A 23,762-nucleotide genomic window follows, 5' to 3' on the forward strand; every position below is an offset into this window, starting at 1 on the left:
CTGGGGATGGCGCCGTAGAGGGCTTGGCTATACTCGCGCGCATCGCCTGTTCCGGGCTCCGACTCCTCCGTGAGCCGCCCCGAACCGGTCGCCCAGGGCCATCGCGAAGGTGGCTTGAAGCGGCGGATTCTACGGGCCGGCCCCTGCCCAGGGCCTGGATCCTGACCCTTTGCAAACCTTTGCGCGCCTGCCTCGGCCGGCGTCGGGTTGATCTTGTCGACCGCTGGGCAGGTTGCTGTTGCGAGGTGTTCTTCACCTCGCGGAATGAAACTGAATGTCATTGGATTCACGCGCCCCGACGCCTCATCTGCCCCCGCCGTCCACGGTTCGGGCCGCCGTCCTGGCCGCCCGCGAATTCGTCTCTGCCCACCGTCGCGGCCTGGCCACGACGCTGGCCGTGCTGATGGCCGGTTTCGGTGTCACCGCCTTCGGTATCGCCCCGCTGGCGCCCGATGCGGCCGAGCTGCCGCGCCGCCTGGTCACCGAAGCGGTCGAACCCGAAGGCCTGAAGGGCCAGCTCGAAGCGCTGGCCGATGCCGGGATCGAGCTGCGGCGCAGTGAAACCACCCGCGCCAGCGACACGGCCGACAGCCTGCTGCGCCGCCTGGGCGTGGTCGATGCCGAAGCGGCCCAGTTCCTGCGCGCCGACCGCACGGCGCAACGGGTGCTGAACGGCCGGCCCGGCAAGATGGTGTCGGCCGAGTTGGACGACGAAGGCCGCCTGCAGTCGCTGGTCGCCCGCTTCGCCACCGACGACGATGGCAGCACGACGGCGCCGTCGCGCTTTCAGCGCCTGACGATCCAGCGCGCCGAGCGTGGCGGTTTCAGTGCCCGTGTCGAAACCGCGGCGCTTGGCGCGAGCACCCGCCTGGCGGGCGGCACGATCCGCAGTTCATTGTTCGCGGCCACCGACGATGCCGGCATCCCCGATGCGATCGCCGTGCAGATGGCCGAGATGTTCTCGACCGACATCGACTTCCACCGCGAGCTGCGCAAGGGCGATGCCTTCAGCGTGGTCTACGAGGCGTTGACCGCCGACGGCGAGCCGATTACCTGGAACCAGGGCAGTGGCCGGGTGCTGGCGGCCGAGTTCGTCAACAACGGCAAGAGCTACCAGGCCGTGTGGTTCGGCAACGCCGATGGCAAGGGCGGCTATTACGACTTCAAGGGCGAGAGCAAGCGCCGCGCGTTCCTCGCCAGCCCGATGGAGTTCTCGCGCGTGACCTCGGGCTTCTCGATGCGCATGCACCCGATCCTGCAGACCTGGCGCGCGCACCTGGGCACCGACTACGGCGCGCCCAGCGGCACGCCGGTGCGCTCGGTCGGCGACGGCATCGTCGAGTTCGCCGGCTGGCAGAACGGCTACGGCAACGTCGTGCAGCTCGCCCACAACGGCGGCCGCAGCACGCTGTATGCGCACCTGTCGCGCGTCAATGTGCGCAAGGGCCAGCGTGTCGAACAAGGCCAGAACATCGGCAACGTCGGTGCCACCGGCTGGGCCACTGGGCCGCACCTGCACTTCGAGTTCCGCGTCAACGGCCAGCATCAAGACCCGCTGCGCATCGCCAAGGCCGCCGAGACGGTGGCGCTGGACGCCTCGCAGCGCCCGCGCTTCGCGCAATGGGCGGTCGCGATGAAGACCCAGCTCGAAGCCGCCGACGAACTGCAAGGCGTGGCCGGCGGCCGCGGCGAGTAAGCCACCGCCGCGCCGGCGTCGGCGCCGGCCACAATCCGGCGCATGGCGCTCTACATTGGCTTGATGTCCGGCACCTCGCTGGACGGGGTGGACGGGGTTCTCGCGCGCTTTGCCGACGACCCCGCCCAGCAGGGCGTCGAGGTGCTCGCCCACGCCCATCGCCCGTTCGCGCCGGCCCTGCGCGACGAGCTGCTGGCGCTCAACAGCGCCGGCGACAACGAACTGCACCGCGCCGCATTGGCCGCCAACGGGCTGGCCCGCGTGCAGGCCGGGGCCGTGCACGCGCTGCTGGCCGACACCCACACGGCGCCCGGTGCGGTCACCGCGATCGGCTCGCATGGCCAGACGCTGCGCCACCGCCCCGGCGAGTTCGACGCCACCGGCTACACGATCCAGATCAACCAGCCGGCCCTGTTGGCCGAGCTGACCGGCATCGATGTCATCGCTGATTTCCGCTCGCGCGATGTGGCGGCGGGCGGCCAGGGGGCGCCGCTGGTCCCCGCCTTTCATGCGCAGGTCTTCAGCCTGCCGACCGCGCCGCGGGCTGTGCTGAACCTGGGTGGCATCGGCAATCTGACGCTGCTGCCTGCCGCCGACGACGAGCAGGGCGTGGTGCGCGGCTTCGACTGCGGGCCGGGCAATGCGCTGCTGGACCACTGGGTGCAACTGCACCGCGGCCTGCCGTACGACGAGGCGGGCGGCTGGGCGGCGAGTGGCCGGGTGTTGCCGGCGCTGCTGGCGGCCCTGCTCGCCGAGCCCTTCTTGCAGCGACCGCCGCCCAAGAGCACCGGCCGCGACCTGTTCAACCCGGCCTGGCTGGCCGGCCGCCTGGGCGCCTTCGCGGCGGCCGAGCCGGCCGACGTGCAGGCCACGCTGGCCGAGTTCACGGCCCATGCGGCGGCCGACGCGCTGCGCCGCGAGGCCCCGGGCACCACCGACTTGCGGGTGTGCGGCGGTGGTGCATTGAACAGCCACCTGATGGTGCGCCTGGCGGCCCTGCTGCCGGGCGTGACGGTCGGGTCGACGGCCGAAGCCGGCCTGCCGCCGCTGCAGGTCGAGGCGGCGGCGTTTGCCTGGCTGGCGCGTGCCTGCGTGCTGCGCCAGCCCGGCAACCGGCCCGAGGCCACCGGCGCGCGCGGGCCGCGGGTGCTCGGCGCGGTCTACCCCGCCTGAGCTTCCGGCAGCCCAGCAGGGCGGCCCCGCCCGGGTTGGCACGGCCTATGCGTGCTGGGTGACCAGCACCGGCGTATCCGGGCCAACCTGTCCCTTGGCCGTGGTACAGGCGATGCATTCGGATACCTGTGACCTCGACGCTGCGCGCAGCATCTGTGCTGTGCAGATCGGGGTGCCACGCGGTGTGGTGTCCTCGGCGACCAGTTCGGAGGGTTCTCATGCATCCATCCACCGCAGCGGTTCGGCCCCGGCCGGCCCAATCGTCATTTCCGCGCAGCGCCTGGCTGGTGATCGGCCTGCTCGGCACCACCGTGGCGGCGCTCGGCGCGGCCCTGGTGATCCGCTCACCCGCCCCTGCGTCGGCCGAGCCCGGCTCGGCACCGGCCGCCCTGGTGGCGAATGCCGCCGACGTGGCCCAGGACCCGTCGGCGCCGAAGCCGCCGCCGTTGGCCAGCGACGACCGGGGCGCAGACGCCGCGCCGTCGGCCGCCTCGCTGGCGCAGCCGGCCCCGGCGACCAAACCGGCCACGCGGCCTGTGCATCCCGCGCCGGCCACCGCGTCGCACGGTGGCCAGCCTGTGGCGGCAGCGCCCGCCAACCGTGGCGAATTTCACGAGACCCAGCCGGCCATGGTGTCGGTTTGCAACAGTTGCGGTGTCGTCGAGGCGGTCGAGCCGGTGCAGCGTGAAGGCAAGGCCAGCGGCGTCGGCGCCGTGGCCGGCGGTGTCGTCGGCGGTGCGCTGGGCAACCGCATGGGCGCCGGCAGCGGCAAGACCGCGCTGACCGTGCTCGGTGTCGTCGGCGGCGGGTTGGCCGGCCACGCGATCGAGAAGAAGGTCAAGACCGAGACGGTCTACCGCATGAAGGTGCGGATGGAAGACGGCTCGGTGCGCAGCATCACGCAGGCCAAGTCGCTGACCGTGGGCACGCATGTCACGGTGCAGGGCGAGACGCTGAAGGTGGCGCCGGCCTCGACCCAGACGGCGCAGGTGGCACGCAACAGCGTCTGATCCGCCTCCGCACGGGCTTCCAAACGAAAGCGCCGCCTCATCGGGCGGCGCTTTTCTTTGGGCTGTCGCCGTTCAGCTCTTGCGCACCCGCAGCAGCTCGTCCAGCACCAGGCAGATCGCGCCCAGCGTGATCGCGCTGTCGGCCAGGTTGAACGACGGGAACGCACGGCCGGCGTAGTGCAGCTGGATGAAGTCGACCACGTAGCCGTGGATCAGCCGGTCGATCACGTTGCCGACCGCGCCGCCCAGGATCATCGCGATCGAGAAGCAGAACAGTTTCTGCGTCGGGTGCTTCTTCAGCATCCAGACGATCACTGCCGAGGCGGTGGCACCGAGGCCGACGAAGAACCAGCGCTGCCAGCCCGAGGCGCCGGCCAGGAAGCTGAACGCCGCGCCGGTGTTGTGCACCCGCACGACGTTGAAGAACGAGGTGACGGTGCGGCTCTCGCCGAACTGGAAGTCGCCGAGGATCAGCGTCTTGGTCAGCTGGTCCAGCAGGATCACGGCCAGCGCCACGCCCAGCCAGATCCACAGACTGGGGCCGGACGAAGCGCTGGAGGACGAGCGTCGTGCCATCAGGCCACCTTGCGGGTCTCGCCCGCGCCGTACAGGTTGCTGACGCAACGGCCGCAGATCGTGGCATGGGCCGCGTCGGCGCCGACATCGTCGCGGTAGTGCCAGCAGCGGTCGCACTTGGCCGACGTGCTGGGCGTGACGACCACCGACAGCACCGCGCCGTCGATCACCTTGACCGCCGAGGTGATCGTGACGAAGCGCAGGTCGTCACCCAGCGAGCGCAATAGCGCGGCGTCTTCCGCCGGGGCCGTGATCACCAGGTTGGCCTGCAGCGACGCGCCGACCGCGCCGGTGGTGCGCACCGCCTCGATCTCCTTGTTGGCCAGGTCGCGGATCTCATGCACGCGGTTCCATTTGGCCAACAGCGCCGCGTCGGGCGTGGGCAGCGGCCAGTAGGTCTCGGTGAAGATGGTCTGCTTCGACCCGGTGCCGTGCGCGAACACCTGCCACGCCTCTTCGGCGGTGAAGCTGAGGAAAGGCGCCATCCAGCGCAGCATCGCCTGCGTGATGTGCCACAGCGCGGTCTGCGCGCTGCGGCGCGCCAGGCTCTTCGGCGCGGTCGTGTAGAGGCGATCCTTCAGCGCATCGAGGTAGAACGCGCCCAGGTCTTCCGAGCAGTAGACCTGCAGCTTGGCGACCACCGGGTGGAACTCGTAGGCGGTGAAGTGCTTCAGGATCTCGGCCTGCAGCTCGCTCGCGCGGGCCAGCGCGTAGTGGTCGACCTCCAGCATCTCGTCGGCCGCGACCGAGTCGGTGGCGGCGTTGAAGTCGCTGATGTTGGCCAGCAGGAAGCGCAGCGTGTTGCGGATGCGGCGGTAGCCGTCCACCACGCGGTCGAGGATGTTCTTGTCGCCGGCGATGTCGCCCGAGTAGTCGCTGGCGGCCACCCACAGGCGGATGATCTCGGCCCCGAGCTTGCCGCTGATCTCTTGCGGCTCGATGCCGTTGCCGAGCGACTTGCTCATCTTGCGGCCCTGGCTGTCGACCGTGAAGCCGTGGGTCAGCAGGCCGCGGTAGGGCGCACGGCCATGCAGCGCCGAAGCGATCAGCAGCGACGAGTGGAACCAGCCGCGATGCTGGTCATGCCCTTCGAGGTAGAGGTCGGCCTCGGGGCCTTGCTCGTGGTGGCTGGCGGTGCCGGCGGCATCTTTCTCGTGCGTGCCGCGCAGCACATGCTGGAAGGTCGAGCCCGAGTCGAACCACACCTCGAGGATGTCGGCGCTCTTGGTGTAGCTCGGCGCATCGGCCGCACCGAGGATCTCTTCGGCCGTCACGCGGCTCCAGGCCTCGACGCCGCCCTTTTCGACGATGTCGGCCGCCTGGTCGAGGATCTCCATCGTGCGCGGGTGCAGCTCGCCCGAATCCTTGTGCAGGAAGAACGGCAGCGGCACGCCCCAGCTGCGCTGGCGCGAGATGCACCAGTCGGGCCGGTTGGCGATCATGTCGCGCAGGCGGGCCCGGCCGTTCTCGGGGAAGAAGCCGGTCTGGTCGATCGCGTCCAGCGCCATCTGGCGCAGCGTCTTGGGTGCCTTGTCCTTGGTGAATACGCCCACGCCTTCGTCCATGCGAACGAACCACTGCGCCGCGGCGCGGTAGATCACCGGCGTCTTGTGGCGCCAGCAGTGCGGGTAGCTGTGCGTGATCTGCTCGGTGGCCATCAGCCGGCCGGCTGACTTGAGCGTGTCGATGATCACCGGCACGGCCTTCCAGATGTTCTGGCCGCCGAACAGCGGGAACGTCGGCGCATACGAGCCGTTGCCCTGCACCGGGTTCAGGATGTCGTCGTACGCCATCCCATGCGAGACGCAGGAGTTGAAGTCGTCCACGCCGTAGGCGGGCGACGAGTGGACGATACCGGTGCCGTCGTCGGCGGTGGCGTAGTCGGCCAGGTAGATCGGGCTCAGGCGGTCATAACCGGCATCGACGTGGGCCAGCGGGTGCTTGAAGTGGATGCCGCCCAGGTTCTCGCCCAGCGCCGTCGCGACCACCCGGCCTTCGAGGCCGTAGCGGGCCAGGCATTTCTCGACCAGCACCGCGGCCAGCACGAGAAAGCCCTTGCTCGTCTCGACCAGCGCGTACTCGATCTTCGGGTTCAAGTTCAGCGCCTGGTTGGCGGGGATCGTCCAGGCGGTGGTCGTCCAGATCACCGCGAAGGCGTCACCGGCCAGCGAGGGCAGGCCGAAGGCGGCGGCCAGGCGGTCGTTCTCGGCGCACAGGAACGCCACGTCCAGCGTCTGGCTCTTCTTGTCGGCGTACTCGATCTCGAACTCGGCCAGCGACGAGCCGCAGTCGAAGCACCAGTAGACGGGCTTCAGGCCGCGGTAGACGAAGCCGCGCTCCATCACGCGCTTGAAGGCGCGGATCTCGCCGGCCTCGTTGGCGAAGTCCATCGTGCGGTAGGGGCGGTCCCAGTCGGCCAGCACGCCCAGGCGCTTGAAGTCGCCCATCTGCAGCGCGATCTGCTCGGTGGCGTAGGCGCGGCTCTTGGCCTGCATGTCGTCGCGGCTGATGTTGCGGCCGTGCTTTTTCTCGATCGCGTTCTCGATCGGCAGGCCGTGGCAGTCCCAGCCGGGCACGTACTGCGCGTCGAAGCCGGCCAGTTGGCGGGCCTTGACGATCATGTCCTTGAGCACCTTGTTGACGGCGTGACCCATGTGGATCTGGCCGTTGGCGTACGGCGGGCCGTCGTGCAGGATGAACTTGGGCGCGCCGCAGCGGGCCTCGCGCAGGCGTTTGTAGGTGCCTTGCTCTTCCCACTGCTTGACCCAGCCCGGCTCGCGCTTGGCGAGGTCGCCGCGCATCGGGAAAGGCGTGTCGGGCAGGTTCAGCGTGCTGCGGTAGTCGGGGGTGGCGTCGGTCATGGCGGGGCGCGCTGCGTGGGCGCGTGGCAGATCGGGATGGGCAGGGGCCGCTGGACGGCAGACCCCTCGGGGCATGGGCGCGCGGGGCGCGCTGACGCGGCGGGCGCGTCAGGCCGGAATAATTCGATCGCGCGTGGTTTGCCGCCGGGTGGCGGTGTGCCCGCGGGGCGTGGTGGGGCGAACGGTGCTCGAAGGCATGGCCCGATTCTAGCGGCCGGGCGTTCGCGGGCCGGGCGCCGGCCGTCGCTCAGGTTGAGGATGCGGGCCGCGGGCCAGTCAGGCGTGGGCCTGCAGCCAGGCGCGCGCGTCCGCCTCGTCCTGCGCGATCGCGGCGCGCAGTGCGTCGAGCGACTCGTAGCGGCGCTCGTCGTGCAGCTTGTGCAGCAGCTCGACCGAGACCAGCTCGCCGTAGCCGGCCTCGGGGCCGAAGCTGCTCGGCCAATCGAGGCAATGGGTTTCCAGCAGCACGCGGCCGGCGTCTTCGACCGTCGGCCGCACGCCCAGGCTGGCAACGCCGGGCAGCGCCACGCCGCCCAGGCCATGGACGCGTACGACGAAGATGCCGTGCGCCGCGGGGCGCTTGAACGGGAAGCGCAGGTTCAGCGTGCGAAAACCCAGCTCGCGGCCGAGCTTCTTGCCATGCACCACGTGGCCGCTGATCGCGTAAGGCCGGCCCAGCAGCGTGGTCGTGCGCTCCATGTCGCCGGCGGACAGGGCCTCGCGCACGGCCGAGCTGGACACGCGGATGCCGTGCACCTCGTAGCTCATCATCCGCGCCACGTCGAAGCCGAGCTTCGCCCCCGCCGCATCGAGCAGCGCGTAGTCGCCGGCGCGCTTGGCGCCGAAGCGGAAGTCATCACCGACCAGCACATAGCGTGCGTTTAACCGGTCGACCAGCATCCGCTGGATGAAGTCTTCGGCCGACAGGCTGGCCAGCGACTGGTCGAAGCGCAGGATCACCACATCGTCGACACCGCAGCGGGCCAGCTCGCCGAGCTTGTCGCGCAGCGTGGCGATGCGCGTGGGGGCCTTGTCCGCCGCGCCTGCCCGGGTGGCGAAGTAGTCGCGCGGGTGCGGCTCGAAGCTCATCACGCAGCTGCGCAGCCCGCGGTGCTTCGCCTCGTTGTTCAGCAGCGCCAGCATCGCCTGGTGGCCGCGATGCACGCCATCGAAATTGCCGATCGTCAACGCGCAGCCCGGGCCGGGCAGGGCGTGAGGGTGGTGCAGGCCACGAAGAATGCGCATGGGCGCGATGTTATGCCGTGGTCCGCAGGTGACGCGACAGCTCGTCCGCCAGCGCTTGCAACGTGAAGGGCTTGGCGAGGTGGCCGTCCATGCCGGCCGCGTGGCACTTCTCGCTGTCGCCTTCGACCGCGAAGGCGGTCAGCGCAATGATGGGCAGCCGCTTCGCGCCCGGCCGCGCGGCCTCGGTGGCGCGCCAGCGGCGCGTGGCTTCGAAACCATCGAGCACCGGCATCTGGCAGTCCATCAGCACCAGGTCGAAGGGCTGCTCGGCCAGCAGCGCCAGCGCCTGCTCGCCATGGCTGGCCAGCCGCCAGCGCAGGCCCAGGTGCTCAAGCATGCCGGTGGCGACCAGGGCGTTGACCGCGTTGTCCTCGACCACCAGCACCCAGGCCGGCGGCAGCGCGGGCAGCGCATGCGGCGCGGTGGTGCTCGTGGCCGGCTCGTCGCTGGCGGGCACATCGGCCATCGTGAACTCGAACACCGCCCCCGGGCCCGCGGACAGGCGGCAGACCACGTCGCCGCCCATCGCGCGGGCCAGGTGGCGCGAGATCGTCAGGCCCAGGCCGGTGCCGGCGTGCCGGGCGTCGGTGCTGGCCGGTGCCTGCTCGAAGGCCGAGAAGATGCGCTCGACCTCGGCCGGCGGGATGCCTTCGCCGGTGTCGCTGACCGTGAAGACGATCAGACCATCGCGCTGGCTGGCCGCCAGCCGCACCTCGCCCGCGGCGGTGAACTTGATCGCATTGCCGACCAGGTTGTGCAGCACCTGCTTGACCCGCACCGGGTCGCACTGCACATGCAGCGGCAGCGCCGGCCCGGTCTGCCATTGCAGATGCAGCCCCTTGGCCTGGGCCACCGGCCGCAGCAGCGCCGCCACTTCGTCGAGCAGCGCCTGCAGCGCCACCGGCTGTGGGTGCAGCTCGATGCGGCCGAACTCGATGCGCGACACATCGAGTAGGTCGCCGATCACGCTGAGCAGGTGTTCGGCCGAGTTCTGCACCACCAGGTTGCGGCTGGCTTGCTCGGGCGTCAGGCCCTCCAGCGCCATCAGCTGCGACATGCCCAGGATGCCGTTCAGCGGCGTGCGCAGCTCGTGGCTCACGGTGGCGAGAAAGCGGCTTTTCGCGGCGTTCGAGTGCTCGGCCAGCAGCAAGGCGCGATGGCGCTGGTCGGCGATGGCCGCGTTCTCGAAGCGCAGGCGCAGCAGCTCGAGCATTCGGCCGTGGCTGCTGCGGCCCTCGACCAGGATGACGCTGAAGTAGATCGCCAGGCCGCCCGCCACCAGCCCCGCGTAGACGCCGCCTTGCAGCAGGTGCACCAGAAAGACCGGCAGCAGCGTCGCGGTGATGAAATGCATCGCCTGGCGCAGGTGGCTGCTGAGCGTGAACACACCGACCGAGGCCACGCCCACCAGCGAGGCCAGCACCACGCCGTCGAGCAGGCTGGGCTTGGCCGCATGGCCGGCGAGCCCGACGGCGCCCCAGGTCAGGCCGTCGAGCGTGGCCAGCAGGTCGTGTTGCCGGCGCCAGCGTTCGGCGCGCTGCGGCCAGTCGGCGTCGCGCGTGAAGCGGCGCCATTGGGTGTAGCGCACGGCCCAGAGCAGCACCTTGGCGCCATACCAGCCCCACGCCAGGCCGGCGCCGATGATCGGTGCAAAGCCCCAGGCCAGCAGTGCCGCAAAGGCGAGCCCACCCCACAACGCCTGCGGTGTGCGCTCGTACAGGATGCGCACCTGCTCGACGGCAACCTGAGCGGCGACCGTCTGCCGGTCGTCTGCGTTCGGCGTCAGGCCCGTCGGTGGTGGGGCCGGTGCAAGCGTATCCATGGCCGCCCCATGATAGGCAGCGGCGCCAGCGCCGGGATGCTGGTCAACCCGGCCAGCCGGGCACCCACCGCCACTGCCCGGGGGCCAGGTCGGCCGGCAGCACCAGCGGGCCGAACGTGCTGCGGTGCAGCGTCTCGACGCGGTTGCTGACCGCCGCGACCATGCGCTTGACCTGGTGGTACTTGCCCTCGGTCAGCGTCAGCCGCAGGCCACGTTCACCGACCGCCTCGCAGGCGGCAGCGCGCACGGGTGCCGGGTCGTCGTCGAGCACCACGCCGGCCAGCAGGCGCTCGACCTGGGTTGCATCAACCGGGTGCTTGCAGCCGACCTCGTAGACCTTGGGCACATGGTGCTTGGGTGAGGTGAGCTTGTGGATCAGCTTGCCGTCGTCGGTCAGCAGCAGCAGGCCGGTGGTGTCTTCGTCCAGCCGGCCGATCGGCTGCACGCCTCGCTGGCGCAGCGGCGGGGGCAGCAGCGTCAGCACGCTGGGGTGGTGCTTGGGCTTTTGCGAGCACTCGTAGCCGGCCGGCTTGTGCAGCATCACCAGCGCCTGCGCATGGAAGGGCCAGGGCTTGCCCTCGACCTCCAGCACCAGGCCTTCGGTGGGCAGGTCGATGTTGGGGTCGTCGAGGGTTTGGCCTTGGTGGCGCACCAGGCCGGCATCGACCAGGCCGGCGCAGACGCGGCGGGTGCCAAAACCTTGGCTGAACAGGATCTGTGTGAGTTTCATGGGTGGGCGATGAGATCACGCGCCGCCGGCAGGCCGGGCAGCCCGGTGGCCGCGCGCACGCCGCGCAGCACCGCCTGGCTGACCGCTTCGGCGGCCAACGCGCCCAGCACGCTGAGCTGGGTGGATTCGATTGGGCAGGACACGCCGCCCGTGGCCAGCGCGAACAGCAGGTCGCCATCGTGCTGGGTGTGGGCCGGCACGATGCTGCGGGCCAGGCCGGCCTGCGCCATCGCGGCCAGCCGGTTGACTTGCGCCTTGTCGAGGGTGGCATCGGTGGCGACGATGCCGATCGTGGTGTTGGCCTCGGCCAGCAACGATGCCGGGCCTTCGCCGCGGGCCAACGCGGCCAGGCTGCCGCGCAGCCGCAGGCCGCTGTCGTCGCGGGCGCCGGCCACGAGTGCGCCGGTGGCCGGGTCGCACACGTCGCCCAGTGCGTTGACCACCACCAGCGCCGCCACGGTGGTGCAGCCGATACGCAGCGCCGCGCAACCGATACCGCCTTTCATCGCGTGCGGCAGCCCGAACAGCTTGCCGACCGTGGCGCCGGCGCCGGCACCGACGTTGCCTTCGGCCACCGGGCCTTGGACGGCGGCTTCGCAGGCCGCGTAGCCCGCCGCGGCATCGGGCCGGATGGCCGCATCACCCAGCCACAGGTCGAACAGCACTGCGGCCGGCACGATCGGCACCCGCGCCGGGCCGACCGCGAGGCCGTGGCCGCGCTCTTCGAGCCAGCGCATCACGCCGCCGGCGGCGTCGAGCCCGAAGGCGCTGCCGCCGGTCAGCAGCACGGCGTGGACGTGGTCGACCAGCGCGCCGGGCGCCAGCAGCGCGGTCTCGCGGCTGCCAGTGGCGCCGCCGCGCACGTCGACACCGGCCACCGCGCCGGCCTCGCACAGCAGCACCGTGCAGCCCGTGGCGCGGCGCGCGTCGGTGTAGTGGCCGATCTTCAGGCCGGCGATGTCGCCGAACGATGCAGGTGGGATGGACATGCCGCGATGGTAGCCAGCCAACCCGGGCGGGCACGAAAGAAAACTCGGCACAGCCCCCTTGAATGGAACCGCAAACGGCATGTTCTGCGGGACCTGCACCACTAACATCGCCGCTTTACGGGAGGCCCCCAGCATGCTGCGTTTTGCGATGGTCCTGGCCGCATCGGTCGGCTGCTTGGTGTGGGCGCCTGCCGCCACCGCGAAACCCGCGCCGGCCGCGCGCGCCTTGCACCAGCTGTTCTCGGACGAATGGGAGCGCACGCTGCGCGAGAGCCCCGAGACCGCCAGCTACAACGGCGACACACGCTACGACGACCGCTGGAGCGACATGAGCCTGGCCACGATCGCCAGGCAAGAGGCGGCCGACCGCGCGGCGCTGGCCAGGCTGCACACGATCAACCGGCAGGCCCTGTCGGCCGCCGACCGGGTGCACTACGACACCTTCGAATGGCAGCTGAAGCGCGCGGTCGAGCGCCAGCGCTTTCGCGAATACCTCGAGCCGATCAACCAGCGCAGCGGGGTGCAGCTGGCCGCCGGCATCGCCGAGATCATGCCGTTCGACGATGTGGCTGGCTACCGGCGCTACCTGGCCCGCATGGCCACATTGCCTCAAGTGATCGACCAGGTGATCGCGCTGATGCAGGAAGGCGTTCGCACCGGCCACGTGCCGCCGCGGGTGCTGATCGAGCGGGTGCCGGCGCAGATCAGCGCGCAGATCGTCGACGACCCCACGGCCAGCCCGTTCTACCGGCCGTTCCTGCGCTTTCCTGCCGCGGTGGCCGAGGCCGACCGTCAGGCGCTCAGCGCCCAGGCGCTGCAGCATGTGCGCGAGCGCATCGTGCCGGCCTACCGCCAACTGCTGGACTATGTGAACACCAGCTACCTGCCGAAGGCGCGTGCGTCGGTGGCGGCCACCGAAGGCCCCGACGGCGCGGCCTACTACGCGTTTCGCGCCCGCTACTACACCACCACCGACCTGAGCGTCGATGCGATCCACGAGATCGGCCTGAAAGAGGTCGCGCGGCTGCGCGCGGCGATGGACAAGCTGCAGGCCGAAACCGGCTTCAAGGGCACGCGGGACGAGTTCTTCAAGTTCCTGCGCCGCGACCCGAAGTTCTTCTGCCCGACGCCCGAGGCGCTGCTGGAGGCCTACCGCGCGGTGGCCAAGCGCATCGACCCCGAGCTGGTGCGCGCCTTCCGCACCGTGCCGCGCATGCCCTATGGCGTGCGCCCGGTGCCGGCCGAGGCCGCGCCCGACGCGACCGCCGGCTACTACCAGGGCGGCGCGGCCGACGGCAGCCGCGCGGCCTACTTCTACGCCAACCTGTACCAGCCCGAGTCGCGCCCGCGCTGGGAGATGCTGCCGCTCGCGCTGCACGAGGCGGTGCCGGGCCACCACTTCCAGTTCGCCCGCCAGCTCGAGCTGCCCGAGATGCCGATGTTCCGCAAGACGGCCTATTTCGTGGCCTACAGCGAGGGCTGGGCGCTCTATGCCGAGCAGCTGGGCTACGACATGGGCCTGTACGACGACCCGTACGAGCGCTTTGGCCAGCTGACCTACGAGATGTGGCGCGCGGTGCGCCTGGTGGTCGACACCGGGCTGCACGCCAAGGGCTGGAGCCGCGACCAGGCGATCGCCTACTTCAAGGACAACGCGCCCAAGACCGAGCTGGACATCGTCAACGAGGTCGACCGCTACATCGGCGACCCCGGCCAGGCACTGGCCTACAAGATCGGCCAGCTGAAGATTTCCGAGCTGCGCCAGCGGGCGCAGCAGGCGTTGGGTGCCCGTTTCGACCTGCGTGACTTCAACGACGCGGTGCTGGAGACGGGCTCGGTGCCGCTGCCGGCGCTCGAGGCCCGCATCGACAGCTGGATCGCCCTGCGGCGCCGCGCGCCGGCAGGCCATTGACCTCGGGCTTGCCCTGTTGCCGAATAGGCATTCCGCCACATTGCAGTCCGGCGCCGGTGGGCGAGAATCTGCAACTGCTGGTAACCCGCTCTGCCGACGACGTTTCCTGTGCTGTTGTCCCCCCGTTTCCCGTCTTGCCACCGTGTGCTGACGCTCGTTCGCGGCCTGCTGGTGGCGGCGTGCGCGGCGGGGGCGGCGGCGGCACCGGCGGCGGCGCCGGCCAAGCGCTGGTCACAACTGACCGAGATCACCTTCCAGCACCTGACGCAGGACAACGGCCTGCCCAACGAGATCGCCACCGCGGTGGCCGAGGACGGGCAGGGGTTCTTGTGGGTCGGCACGCTGGGCGGCCTGGCGCGCTGGGACGGCTACCGCTTCCGCGTCTACAAGGCCGACCTGCACGCCCCCGGCGCGCTGCCGGACAACTTCATCCAGACGCTGCACGGCGACGCCAACGGCACGCTGTGGGTCGGCACCAGCTCGGCCGGCATCGTGCGCTACGACGCCGCCAGCGACCGCTTCGTCAGCTACCCGGTCGGTGACAAGGGCTTGAGCCACGTCAGCGTGCGCTCGATCGACGACGACGGCGCCGGGGGCCTGTGGGTGGCCACCGACGGCGGGCTGGACCACCTCGACCCCGCCAGCGGCAGCATCGTGCATGCCACCGACGGCGGCAGCGGCTGGGCCGGGCTCGCCGGCACGCGGGTGCATGTGGTGCTGCGCGACTCCGCCGGCGCGCTGTGGGTGGGCAGCGCGGCGGGGTTGTTCCGCCGCGAGCCGCATGGCGACCAGTTCAAGCCGGTGCGGCTGCTGTCGGGCCACGGCGCCCAGCCCGAGCCGCAGACGCTGGCCGAAGACAGCGCCGGCCGCCTGTGGGTCGGCACATTGCAGCATGGGGCCTTCGTGCTCGACGACCGCGGCCAGGGCCCGGCCCGCCCCGTGCTCGAAACCATGTCGCCCGACGGGGTGGACCTGCTGCGCGACCGCCAGATCGTCACGCTGGCCGAGGTGCAGCCCGGCGAGATGTGGATCGGCACCGTCGGCCAGGGCATCGTCTCGGTCGACCTGGCGCAGGGCGAAACCCACCGCATCCGCAACGTGCCGACCTGGCCGATGAGCCTGCCCGACAACGCGCTGCGCGACCTGCACCGCGACCGCGCCGGCCTGGTGTGGGTGGCCACCAACCGCGGCATCAGCCGGCACGACCCACGCCAGTCGGCGATCCTGACGCGCTTCGGCGCCGCCGCCAGCGACGCGCCGCTGACCACCCGCGCCAGCACCGAGATCAGCTGGATCCAGCCGATGCCGAACGGCCGGCTCTGGCTCGGCACGCACAAGAGCGGCATCGACATCCTCGACGGCACCGGCGCCCGCGTCGGCATGCTGCGGCCCGACCCGGCGCACCCGGACACCGCGCTGCCGCAAGACATCGTGCTCGGCATGGAGCGCGCGCCCGATGGTGGCGTCTTCATCGGCACCAAGCGTGGGCTGTACCACGCCGGGGCAGACGGCCGCCGCGTCGAGCGGGTCACGCTGCCGGGCCGCGACCAGGCCGCGTCGACCTGGGCGCTGCTGGCCGATGGCGACACCTTGTGGGTCGGCGGGCAGACCGATGGCCTGTGGAAATACGACCTGCGCAGCCGCACCGCCACGCCGGTGCTGCGCGGCGCGGCGCCGGGTGGCCTGAGCGACCAGCGCATCGTCGTGCTGGCCAAGGGCACCCACGGCACGCTGTGGGTCGGCACACGCTACGGCCTGAACCAGGTCGACCCGGCGACCGGTGAGGTGACGCACTACCTGCCCGACCCCGCGGCGCCGCGGGGCCTGTCGGCCGGTTTCGTCACCGCCTTGCTGCCTGATGCGCAAGGGCGCCTGTGGGTCGGCACCTACGGCGGCGGTATCGACCTGCTGCCGCTTGCCGACCGGAATGGCCGCGTGATTCGCCTGGGCACCCCGCAGGGCCTGCCCGACGGCAACGTCAACGCCCTGCTCGAAGACCCGCAGGGCCAGGTCTGGGCCAGCACCGACAACGGCCTGGCCAGGATCAGCCCGGGCAATCTGGCGGTGCGCGCGCTGCGCCGCGCCGAGGGCGTGGTCTTCCCGACCTACTGGACCGGCTCGGCTGCCCGTACCCCCGAAGGCGAGCTGCTGTTCGGTGGCGCTGGCGGCATGACCATCGTGCGGCCCGAGCGGCTGCATGCCTGGCAGTACAACCCGGCGGTGGTGGTCACCGACCTGAAGCTGGGCGGCCGCAGCCTGCCCGCCGCGCGCTACGCGGCGACCGACCTGGCCAACGCGGCCGTCGCGGCGGCCAACGCGCTGATCGTGCCGCCGGAGTCGAACAGCCTGGCGGTCGAGTTCTCGGCCATCGACTTTTCGGCGCCCGAGCGCAACCGCTACGCCTACAAGCTCGAAGGCTTCGATGCCGACTGGGTCGAGACCGACGCCTCGCGCCGGCTCGCCGCCTACACCAACCTGCCGCCGGGCAGCTACCGGCTGCTGCTGCGTGGCTCCAACCGCGACGGTGTCTGGAGCGAGCGCGTCGTCGGCTTGCCGATCCGCGTGCGGCCGGCCTGGAACCAGACGCTGTGGTTCCGCCTCGGCGTGGCACTGGCCCTGTTCAGCGCGCTGGTCGTCGTCGTGCAGGTGCGCACCCGGCTGCTGCGCGCGCGCCATGCCGAGCTCGAGCGCAAGGTGCGCGAGCGCACCGCCGAGCTCGAGGCGCTGCACAAGGCCCTGAAAGACAAGTCGCTGGTGCTCGAACTCAGCAGCATCACCGACCCGCTGACCGGCCTGCACAACCGCCGCTTCCTGACCGACCACATCGAGCAAGACATCGCCGCCAGCCTGCGCCGCTGGCAAGAGGCGCGCGCGGCCGGCGCCACCCCGGTCGACACCGACAGCGTGTTCTTCCTGCTCGACGTCGACCACTTCAAGCGTGTCAACGACGTGCATGGCCACGCGGTGGGCGATGCGGTGCTGGTGCAGTTCAGCCGCCGGCTGCGCTCGGTGATGCGCGAGTCCGACTACCTGGTGCGCTGGGGTGGCGAAGAGTTTTTGGCCGTCGCCCGCGACACCGACCGTGGCCGCGCCGAAGAGCTGGCCGAGCGCATGCGCACAGTGATCGCCGAGAGCCCGTTCTTGATCGACGGCGGCAAGCTGCTGACGGTGACCTGCTCGATCGGCTTCGCCTGCCTGCCCTATCTGCCGTGGCGGCCCCACGCGCTGGGCTGGCAAGACGTGGTGCGGCTGGCCGACCTGGCGCTGTACGCCGCCAAACGCGCCGGCCGCGACGCCTGGGTCGGCCTGCACGCGGCCGACGGCGCGCAGGCCGAGAGCCTGTTCGCCACCGCCAACGGCGGGCCGCAAAAAGCCCTGCTCGATGGTGAGATCCGCACCACCAGCAACCGGCCGCTGGACGTGGTCGCCCAGGCGCTGGCGCCCGAAGCCGGCGCCACCGACAGCGCCAACTGGCCGCTGAGCCCGGCGTCGGCGCCGGGCTGAGCAAGGGCTGGCAGCAGCGGCGGTCCTGGCCGGCGCGGCGCGCAACGTGAACCGATGGAAACGTTCGGCGCGTACGGCGAAACACGGCGTCCGGTAACCTGCACGCTGGCGGCTTGACCGGGCAGATGGCGGGCACATCGGTTGCCCGGGACCCTGACCGACACGTCGGTGCCCGTGGCGCATTGCCCGCTGCCACGCTGACGACACCAAATCCAAAGGAGTGACGACATGAACCGCCTGCTGCCGCTTTTCTGCCTGGCCTTGCTGACCAGCGTCAATGTCTCGGCCGAGCCCAGGGTGCTGATCGGCGCCCATGTCGGCTCGCAGCACGACCCCCGCTCGAAGGAGAAGTTCGAGGCCTTCGAGAAGGCGATCGGCCGCAAGTTGACGATCGACAACGACCATGAAGACTGGGCGCTGTTTCCCGACACCGACCGCGTCAAGTGGAACAACGCCAACGGCCGGCGCTCGATGCTGTCGTGGCGCATCGTCCTGCAGCGCAGCGACCCGACCAAGGGCTGCGCGACGGCCGATGCGATCAACGCCGGCACCTACGACGACCAGCTGCGCAAGCAGGCCGAGCAGGTCAAGGCCCTGGGTGGCCCGCCGATCCTCGTGCGCTACAACTACGAGATGACCAACAACCAGGAGAACACCTGCTTCACCGGGTTCAAGGTCAAGACCAACCTGCAACTGGCCGGCACCAAGTACATCGCGGCGTGGAAGCACATCGTCGACCTGTTCCGCAAGACCGGCGCGACCAACATCGAGTGGGTCTTTGCGCCGGGCCACAACGCCTGGGAATCGGGGCAGTGGAAGTACTTCTACCCCGGCAACGACTATGTCGACTGGATCGGCATCGACAACTACAACAAGGGCAACCAGGCCAAGTCCTTCGCCACCGACCCGGGCATGCTGGCCTTTTATGCGGCCGCGGCGCCGATGGGCAAGCCGCTGATGGTGGCCGAGACCGGCGCCGTGAGCGACCCCAAGAAGAACCCCGACCCGCAGACGCTGTGGCTGCAGACCGCGCGTGAGTTCCTGAAGACGCACCCGCAGATCAAGGCGTTCCTGTGGTGGCAGAACGCGGGCAAGCTGAAGAAGGAAGACCGCAGCTACGAAGGCTCGGGCTACGAGCTGCAAGGGCCGGGCCTGGAGGCCTTCAAGGCGATCGCCCACGACCCCCATTTCGCCGACACCAAGTAGGCCGTCACAAAGCAGAAGGGCCCTCTTGGAGAGGGCCCTTCGCATGTGTTCGGGGTTCAGCGCGCGGTGGCGAATTTGGCGCGGGTGAGCGGTGGTTTCTCGGGCAGGCGGGCGCCCACGCGTTCGAGGTCGTATCGCCACTCGGGCAGCGCCTGGGCGACCTTGGCGGCCCGGGAGGGGGTGGTGTCGACCAGCATCTGCCCGGCGGCGGTGCGAACGACCGTGGCGCCGAGCGACGTGGCTGTCTTCTTCGCGGCCGACACCGCTTTGGTGTCCAGGCTCAGCGGCAAATGAAACACATACCTTGCCATGGGCTCAATTATCGCGCCAGCCCCTTGCCTTGCATAGTCGCGGGCAATCCGAGGTCTTCGGCGTGGTCGGTCGCCAGCGCCAGGATCGCCTCGGCGCGCCGGGCGTCGCGCGGCATGTCGAGCACCGGGCTGGCCGCCAGCCGCCGGGCCAGCACGCCGGTGGCCACCGGCGTGGCCATCGAGGTGCCCGACATCACGCCCCAGCGGTCGTTCGGGATCGTCGAGACGATCGCCACACCCGGGGCCGTGAGCGCCACCTTGTCGCCGCGGTTCGAGAACCGGGCCAAGAAGCTCGGCTTGCCACCCAGCGGCTTGCCGGCCGAGGGGCTGAGGGTCCATTCGAGGTGGGCGCCGGCGGGCCAGCTCTCGCGCAGGCCGATGGCCGTGACCGCCACCGCCTTCGGGTAGCGGGCCGGGTAGGCCACGCTCGCCTTGCCGTCGTTGCCGGTCGCGGCGATGCACACGCAGCCCAGGCCCCAGGCCTGCTCGATCGCGTCGCGCACCGCGCCATCGGCCGCGCCGCCGCCGATGCTCAGGTTGACCAGGTCGCAGCCGTCGAGCGCGGCCTGCTTGATGGCCGCGGCGATCGCAAAGGTCGAGGCTTCTTCGACGCCGTCTTCGAAGATCCGGTAGGCGCACAGCTGCACATGGCTGGCCTCCCCGCGGCGCCAGCCTTCGGCCGTGGCCGCCATCACGCCGGCCACGTGGGTGCCGTGGCCGTCCCAGTCGCGCCAGCGGCGCGGTTGTTCTTCGGTCGTGTTGCGGCCACCGACCACGGCCAAGTTGTCGTGCGGGCCGACGCCGGTGTCGACCACGCCGACCTTGACACCGCGCCCACCGGCAGCCGGCGGGTGGCCGTAGACCAGGCCGCGGGCATCCGGCGCGTGCAGGTCGAGCGGCGGCACGATCGCCTCGAAGCCGTCGGCCGAGACCACCACGCTCGCCAGTCGGATCGGCCAGCCACCGTGCAGCGGGTCGACATACAGCGCCTGCACCTCGCCCGGGGCTTCGTCGAAATCGAGCTGGGCGCGGCCGTAGCGGTCGGTCGTCGCGGCCACGCCCACGCCGTCGGCCTCGTCGAGCATCGCGGTGACCAGCGCATCGCCGAGCAACTTGGGCTTGTCGCCGTCGACCCGCACGGTGACGGTCCATGCAAAGACCTTGCGGCGGGTGCCGCCGGCGCCGGCCCTGGCCGGGGCGCGCAGTGTGTGCCAGGGGCCGCGCGCGCGTTCGAGCGGGTACCACTGCTCCTCGAACACCTTGGCCCCTTCGGGCGCGCGTGCCCTGACCTGGTCGAGCGTGGCGTGGTCGGCGTCGACCAGCACCGAGCCGTCCGACGGGGCCGTGTTGACGATGGTCAGTGCGGGCGCCGCCGCTGCCTTGGCGGCGTGGCCGGCGTCGGCCAGGTGGGCGCCGGTGATGACCGGTATCGACAGCAGGCGAGCGGTCTTCGCCGGCGTGCTGGTGTCGTCGGTCAGCCCGTCCTTGGGGATCACGATGAAACGTCGTGGGCGTTCTGCGTTTTGCATGGCGGCGATTGTGGTTGGAGGGTTCAGCGTTGCGACACCCCGCACACCATGCCGGCATCTCGAGTTGGTGACAGCTCGTTTCGCCGACATCCCGGCGGGGGCGCTCGGTCCCTCCAGCGCTCTTTTCGGCGTCCAGCATGGCCGACAGCAGGCTCACCCAACGATCCACCGCCGTGAGACGATCCGCGCTTTCAGCTCAAGGCATCAAGGAGGCCTGCCATGATCGACCACACCGGCATTGGCGTCAGCGACTACGAACGCAGCAAGCGCTTCTACAGCGACGCACTCGCGCCGATCGGCTACAGCATGCTGATGGAAGTGCCGAAGCAATTCACCGGCGGCGTCGGCGTGGCCGGCTTCGGTGAAGCGCCGAAGCCGGATTTCTGGATCCACGGTGGCGCGCCGAACAAGCCGCCGATCCACGTGGCATTTCGGGTCGACAGCCGGGCGCTGGTGGACGCGTTCTACAAGGCGGCCATCGAGGCCGGCGGTACCGACAACGGCCCGCCGGGCCTGCGGCCCCACTACCACCCGCACTACTACGGCGCCTTCGTGCGCGACCCAGACGGCCACAACATCGAAGCCGTCTGCCACCAGCCTGCCTGAGCCCGGCACGTGTTGAACGCCTTCGCCGAGCTCAATCCGAACGGGAAGTGAGCCCCCCGGGGCGCGCGCAGCGCCGCCCCCATCAAGTGGCGTGCGCGGAGCTGGCTTTGCCAGTCCGCTGCGCGAGCCCCCTCGGGGGGCAGCCCCCAGAGGGGGCGTGGGGGCTCCACTACGCCAGGTTGCGCAACTCGCGCAGCGCAACTGACAGCATTGCCAGGTCAGCGTTCTTGGTGTCGGCCAGCTCCACCAGCACCCGCTGCGCGCGCTCCAGCGAGACCGCGTTGGCGGCCTCCCAGGCGGCCAGCATCTGCGCCGAGCCCCCTTGGCCTGACCCCAGCACCTCTTGCGTGATTGCGCGTTGCAGGCCGGCCAGATCGTCGCCCAGCGCGTTCTTGGCCAGGCTCTGCCAATGGCTGGTGCCGGGCAGGGCGTCGATCTGCTGGCGCAGGCTCGCCAGGCCCAGCCGGCTGGCAACGCCCACATGCACCTCGCCGACCTCGGTCACATCGCGCTTGGCACTCTCGGCCACTTCGGCGATGTCGAGCGCAGCGTAGAGCCCGTCGGCACTGGCCACGCGGTGCGCCAGCGCCGCCGGCACGCCGGCGGCGACCCAGGCCTGGGCCTGTGGTGACGAGGCGGCCTGCGCGGCCAGCGGCTCGCGCAGCGCCTCGACCGCGGCGCGGAAGCGGGTGAAGGTCTGCTCCATCGGCTCGTTCAGGCGCCGGTAGCGCAAGAACCAGGTGGTCGCGCGCGAGGTCAGCCAACCTTCTTCGACCAGCATCTCGGACTGCACGGCATCGGGCACCACGTTGTCGAGCGCTTCGACCTGCTGCCACAGCGCCACGTGGCCCATCACCTCGCGGGTGCAGAGGTAGGCCCGCACGACCTGCGCCGGCTTGGCGCCGGTCATGTCGGCCAGCCGGTGCACGAAGGTCGAGCCGACACGGTTGACCATGCTGTTGAGCACGTGGGTCGAGACGATCTCGCGCTTGAGCGGGTGGCGCGGGATGTAGCCGGCCATGCTCTCGCGCAGTGCGGCCGGGAAGTAACGCTCCAGCGCGCTGCCGATCCACGGGTCTTCGGGCAGGTCGGACGCGACGATCTCGTCGAACAGCCACATCTTGCAGTAGGCCAGCAGCACCGCGCGCTCGGGTGTCGTCAGGCCGACACCGTGGGCCGCACGATCGGCGATCTCGTCGTCGGTCGGCAGGAACTCGATCGCACGGTTCAGCCGGCCGGCTTTTTCGAGGAAGCGCATGAAGCGCGCCTCCTGGTCGAGCAGCTTCGCGCCCAGCCGGTGCGTCACCGACAGCACCTGGGTCTGGAAGTAGTTGTCGCGCAGCACCAGCGCGGCGACCTCGTCGGTCATCTGCGCCAGCGTGGCGTTGCGTTGCTTCTCGGTCATCTCGCCGTCGGCGACGGCCAGGCCCAGCAAGATCTTGATGTTGACCTCGTGGTCCGAGGTGTCGACGCCGGCCGAGTTGTCGATCGCGTCGGTGTTCAGCGAGACGCCGTTCAGCGCCGCCTCGATGCGCCCCAGCTGGGTGAAGCCGAGGTTGCCGCCTTCGCCGATCACCTTGCAGCGCAGCTCGCGGCCGTTGATGCGGATCGCATCGTTGGCGCGGTCGCCGACATCCGCATGGGTCTGGCTGGTGGCCTTCACGTAGGTGCCGATGCCGCCGTTGTAGAGCAGGTCCACCGGCGCCTTCAGGATCGCCGACAGCAGCTCGTTCGGTGCCATCCGATCGGCCTCGATGCCCAGCGCGGCGCGCGCCTGCGGCGAGATCGGGATCGACTTCTCCGAGCGTGCCCACACGCCGCCGCCGGCCGAGATCAGCTCGGTCGAGTAGTCGGCCCAGGACGAGCGCGGCAGCTTGAACATGCGCTCGCGCTCGGCGAACGAGGTGGCCGCATCGGGCGTCGGGTCGATGAAGATGTGGCGGTGGTCGAAGGCCGCGATCAGCCGGATGTGCTTGGACAGCAGCATGCCGTTGCCGAACACGTCGCCCGACATGTCGCCGACGCCGACCACGGTGAAGTCGGTCGTCTGGATGTCGGTGCCACGCTCACGGAAGAAGCGCTTGACGCTCTCCCACGCGCCGCGGGCGGTGATGCCCATCGCCTTGTGGTCGTAGCCGACACTGCCGCCGGAGGCGAACGCGTCGCCCAGCCAGTGGCCGTATTCCTTGCTGACGGCGTTGGCGTAGTCCGAGAAGGTGGCGGTGCCCTTGTCGGCGGCCACCACCAGGTAGGGGTCGTCGGCATCGAGCTTCACGACCTGCGGCGGCGGCACGACGGTGGTGCCGTTCAGGTTGTCGGTCAGGTCGAGCAGGCCGCGCAGGTAGTCCTGGTAGCAGGCGATGCCTTCTTTCATGAAGGCGTCGCGGTCGGTCGCCGGCGGCGCCTTCTTCAGCACGAAGCCGCCCTTCGAGCCGACCGGCACGATGACGGTGTTCTTCACCATCTGCGCCTTCACGAGACCCAGCACCTCGGTGCGGAAGTCTTCCGGCCGGTCGGACCAGCGCAGACCACCGCGAGCGACCTTGCCGCCGCGCAGGTGGATGCCCTCGAAGCGCGGCGAGTAGACGAAGA

Annotated in this window: 16 protein-coding genes; 7 read left to right on the forward strand and 9 right to left on the reverse strand. The window is 70.5% G+C overall.

The window, feature by feature from the left end; translation table 11 throughout:
• The first annotated feature begins 274 nt into the window (after nucleotides 1-274).
• The 3 genes from ACE3SG_RS02765 to ACE3SG_RS02775 all read left to right on the forward strand — a co-directional run bounded on the left by ACE3SG_RS02765 (nucleotide 275) and on the right by ACE3SG_RS02775 (nucleotide 3,879).
• On the forward strand, nucleotides 275-1,696 hold the full coding sequence (locus ACE3SG_RS02765; protein WP_374562422.1) for a peptidoglycan DD-metalloendopeptidase family protein: 1,422 nt from the start codon (nucleotides 275-277) through the stop codon (nucleotides 1,694-1,696).
• 42 nt (nucleotides 1,697-1,738) lie between these two features.
• Nucleotides 1,739-2,869, forward strand: coding sequence for an anhydro-N-acetylmuramic acid kinase (locus ACE3SG_RS02770; RefSeq protein WP_374562423.1), 1,131 nt, complete (start codon nucleotides 1,739-1,741; stop codon nucleotides 2,867-2,869).
• A gap of 218 nt (nucleotides 2,870-3,087) precedes the next feature.
• Complete coding sequence (locus ACE3SG_RS02775) at nucleotides 3,088-3,879, forward strand: hypothetical protein (RefSeq protein ID WP_374562424.1); 792 nt, start codon at nucleotides 3,088-3,090, stop codon at nucleotides 3,877-3,879.
• Between the two features lie 72 nt (nucleotides 3,880-3,951).
• Here the strand turns inward: ACE3SG_RS02775 and lspA are convergent, their stop codons facing one another.
• The 6 genes from lspA to ACE3SG_RS02805 all read right to left on the reverse strand — a co-directional run bounded on the left by lspA (nucleotide 3,952) and on the right by ACE3SG_RS02805 (nucleotide 12,102).
• Nucleotides 3,952-4,455 carry a signal peptidase II gene (gene lspA / locus ACE3SG_RS02780; RefSeq protein ID WP_374562425.1) on the reverse strand — a complete coding sequence of 168 codons (504 nt, stop codon included), beginning with the start codon at nucleotides 4,453-4,455 and terminating at the stop codon, nucleotides 3,952-3,954.
• Nucleotides 4,455-7,316, reverse strand: coding sequence for an isoleucine--tRNA ligase (gene ileS / locus ACE3SG_RS02785; protein WP_374562426.1), 2,862 nt, complete (start codon nucleotides 7,314-7,316; stop codon nucleotides 4,455-4,457). Before ileS ends, lspA begins: the two co-directional genes overlap by 1 nt.
• 276 nt (nucleotides 7,317-7,592) lie before the next feature.
• Nucleotides 7,593-8,561 (reverse strand): bifunctional riboflavin kinase/FAD synthetase, encoded by a 969-nt coding sequence (locus tag ACE3SG_RS02790; protein ID WP_374562427.1) that lies wholly within the window; start codon nucleotides 8,559-8,561, stop codon nucleotides 7,593-7,595.
• A gap of 10 nt (nucleotides 8,562-8,571) precedes the next feature.
• Complete coding sequence (locus tag ACE3SG_RS02795; RefSeq protein WP_374562428.1) at nucleotides 8,572-10,383, reverse strand: ATP-binding protein; 1,812 nt, start codon at nucleotides 10,381-10,383, stop codon at nucleotides 8,572-8,574.
• Nucleotides 10,384-10,426: 43 nt separating this feature from the next.
• Entirely contained in the window at nucleotides 10,427-11,113 is a 687-nt protein-coding gene (locus tag ACE3SG_RS02800) for a 16S rRNA pseudouridine(516) synthase (RefSeq protein ID WP_374562429.1), read from the reverse strand.
• Nucleotides 11,110-12,102, reverse strand: a complete 993-nt coding sequence (locus ACE3SG_RS02805) for a P1 family peptidase (RefSeq protein ID WP_374562430.1) — start codon at nucleotides 12,100-12,102, stop codon at nucleotides 11,110-11,112. The genes ACE3SG_RS02800 and ACE3SG_RS02805 overlap by 4 nt, the downstream gene beginning before the upstream one ends.
• Before the next feature lie 133 nt (nucleotides 12,103-12,235).
• Between ACE3SG_RS02805 and ACE3SG_RS02810 the strand changes: the two genes are divergently transcribed.
• The 3 genes from ACE3SG_RS02810 to ACE3SG_RS02820 all read left to right on the forward strand — a co-directional run bounded on the left by ACE3SG_RS02810 (nucleotide 12,236) and on the right by ACE3SG_RS02820 (nucleotide 18,724).
• A complete protein-coding gene (locus ACE3SG_RS02810) occupies nucleotides 12,236-14,014 on the forward strand; it encodes a DUF885 family protein (protein ID WP_374562431.1) in 1,779 nt (592 codons plus the stop codon).
• Nucleotides 14,015-14,122: 108 nt separating this feature from the next.
• Nucleotides 14,123-17,518, forward strand: coding sequence for a two-component regulator propeller domain-containing protein (locus ACE3SG_RS02815; RefSeq protein WP_374562432.1), 3,396 nt, complete (start codon nucleotides 14,123-14,125; stop codon nucleotides 17,516-17,518).
• 228 nt (nucleotides 17,519-17,746) lie between these two features.
• Nucleotides 17,747-18,724 (forward strand): glycoside hydrolase family 26 protein, encoded by a 978-nt coding sequence (locus ACE3SG_RS02820; protein WP_374562433.1) that lies wholly within the window; start codon nucleotides 17,747-17,749, stop codon nucleotides 18,722-18,724.
• Nucleotides 18,725-18,780: 56 nt separating this feature from the next.
• On the opposite strand, the gene ACE3SG_RS02825 is transcribed toward ACE3SG_RS02820, so the two are convergent.
• Nucleotides 18,781-19,035, reverse strand: a complete 255-nt coding sequence (locus ACE3SG_RS02825) for a hypothetical protein (protein WP_374562434.1) — start codon at nucleotides 19,033-19,035, stop codon at nucleotides 18,781-18,783.
• 8 nt (nucleotides 19,036-19,043) lie between these two features.
• Nucleotides 19,044-20,564: a S8 family serine peptidase gene (locus ACE3SG_RS02830; RefSeq protein WP_374562435.1), complete on the reverse strand. Its 1,521-nt coding sequence runs from the start codon at nucleotides 20,562-20,564 to the stop codon at nucleotides 19,044-19,046.
• Nucleotides 20,565-20,783: 219 nt separating this feature from the next.
• Between ACE3SG_RS02830 and ACE3SG_RS02835 the strand changes: the two genes are divergently transcribed.
• Nucleotides 20,784-21,170 carry a VOC family protein gene (locus tag ACE3SG_RS02835; protein ID WP_374562436.1) on the forward strand — a complete coding sequence of 129 codons (387 nt, stop codon included), beginning with the start codon at nucleotides 20,784-20,786 and terminating at the stop codon, nucleotides 21,168-21,170.
• Between the two features lie 169 nt (nucleotides 21,171-21,339).
• On the opposite strand, the gene ACE3SG_RS02840 is transcribed toward ACE3SG_RS02835, so the two are convergent.
• The coding region (locus ACE3SG_RS02840) for an NAD-glutamate dehydrogenase domain-containing protein (RefSeq protein ID WP_374562437.1) at nucleotides 21,340-23,762 on the reverse strand (2,423 nt) is incomplete at its 5' end.

Origin of the sequence: Ideonella sp. (assembly GCF_041914305.1) — a bacterium.
Classification (GTDB): Bacteria; Pseudomonadota; Gammaproteobacteria; order Burkholderiales; family Burkholderiaceae_C; genus Ideonella.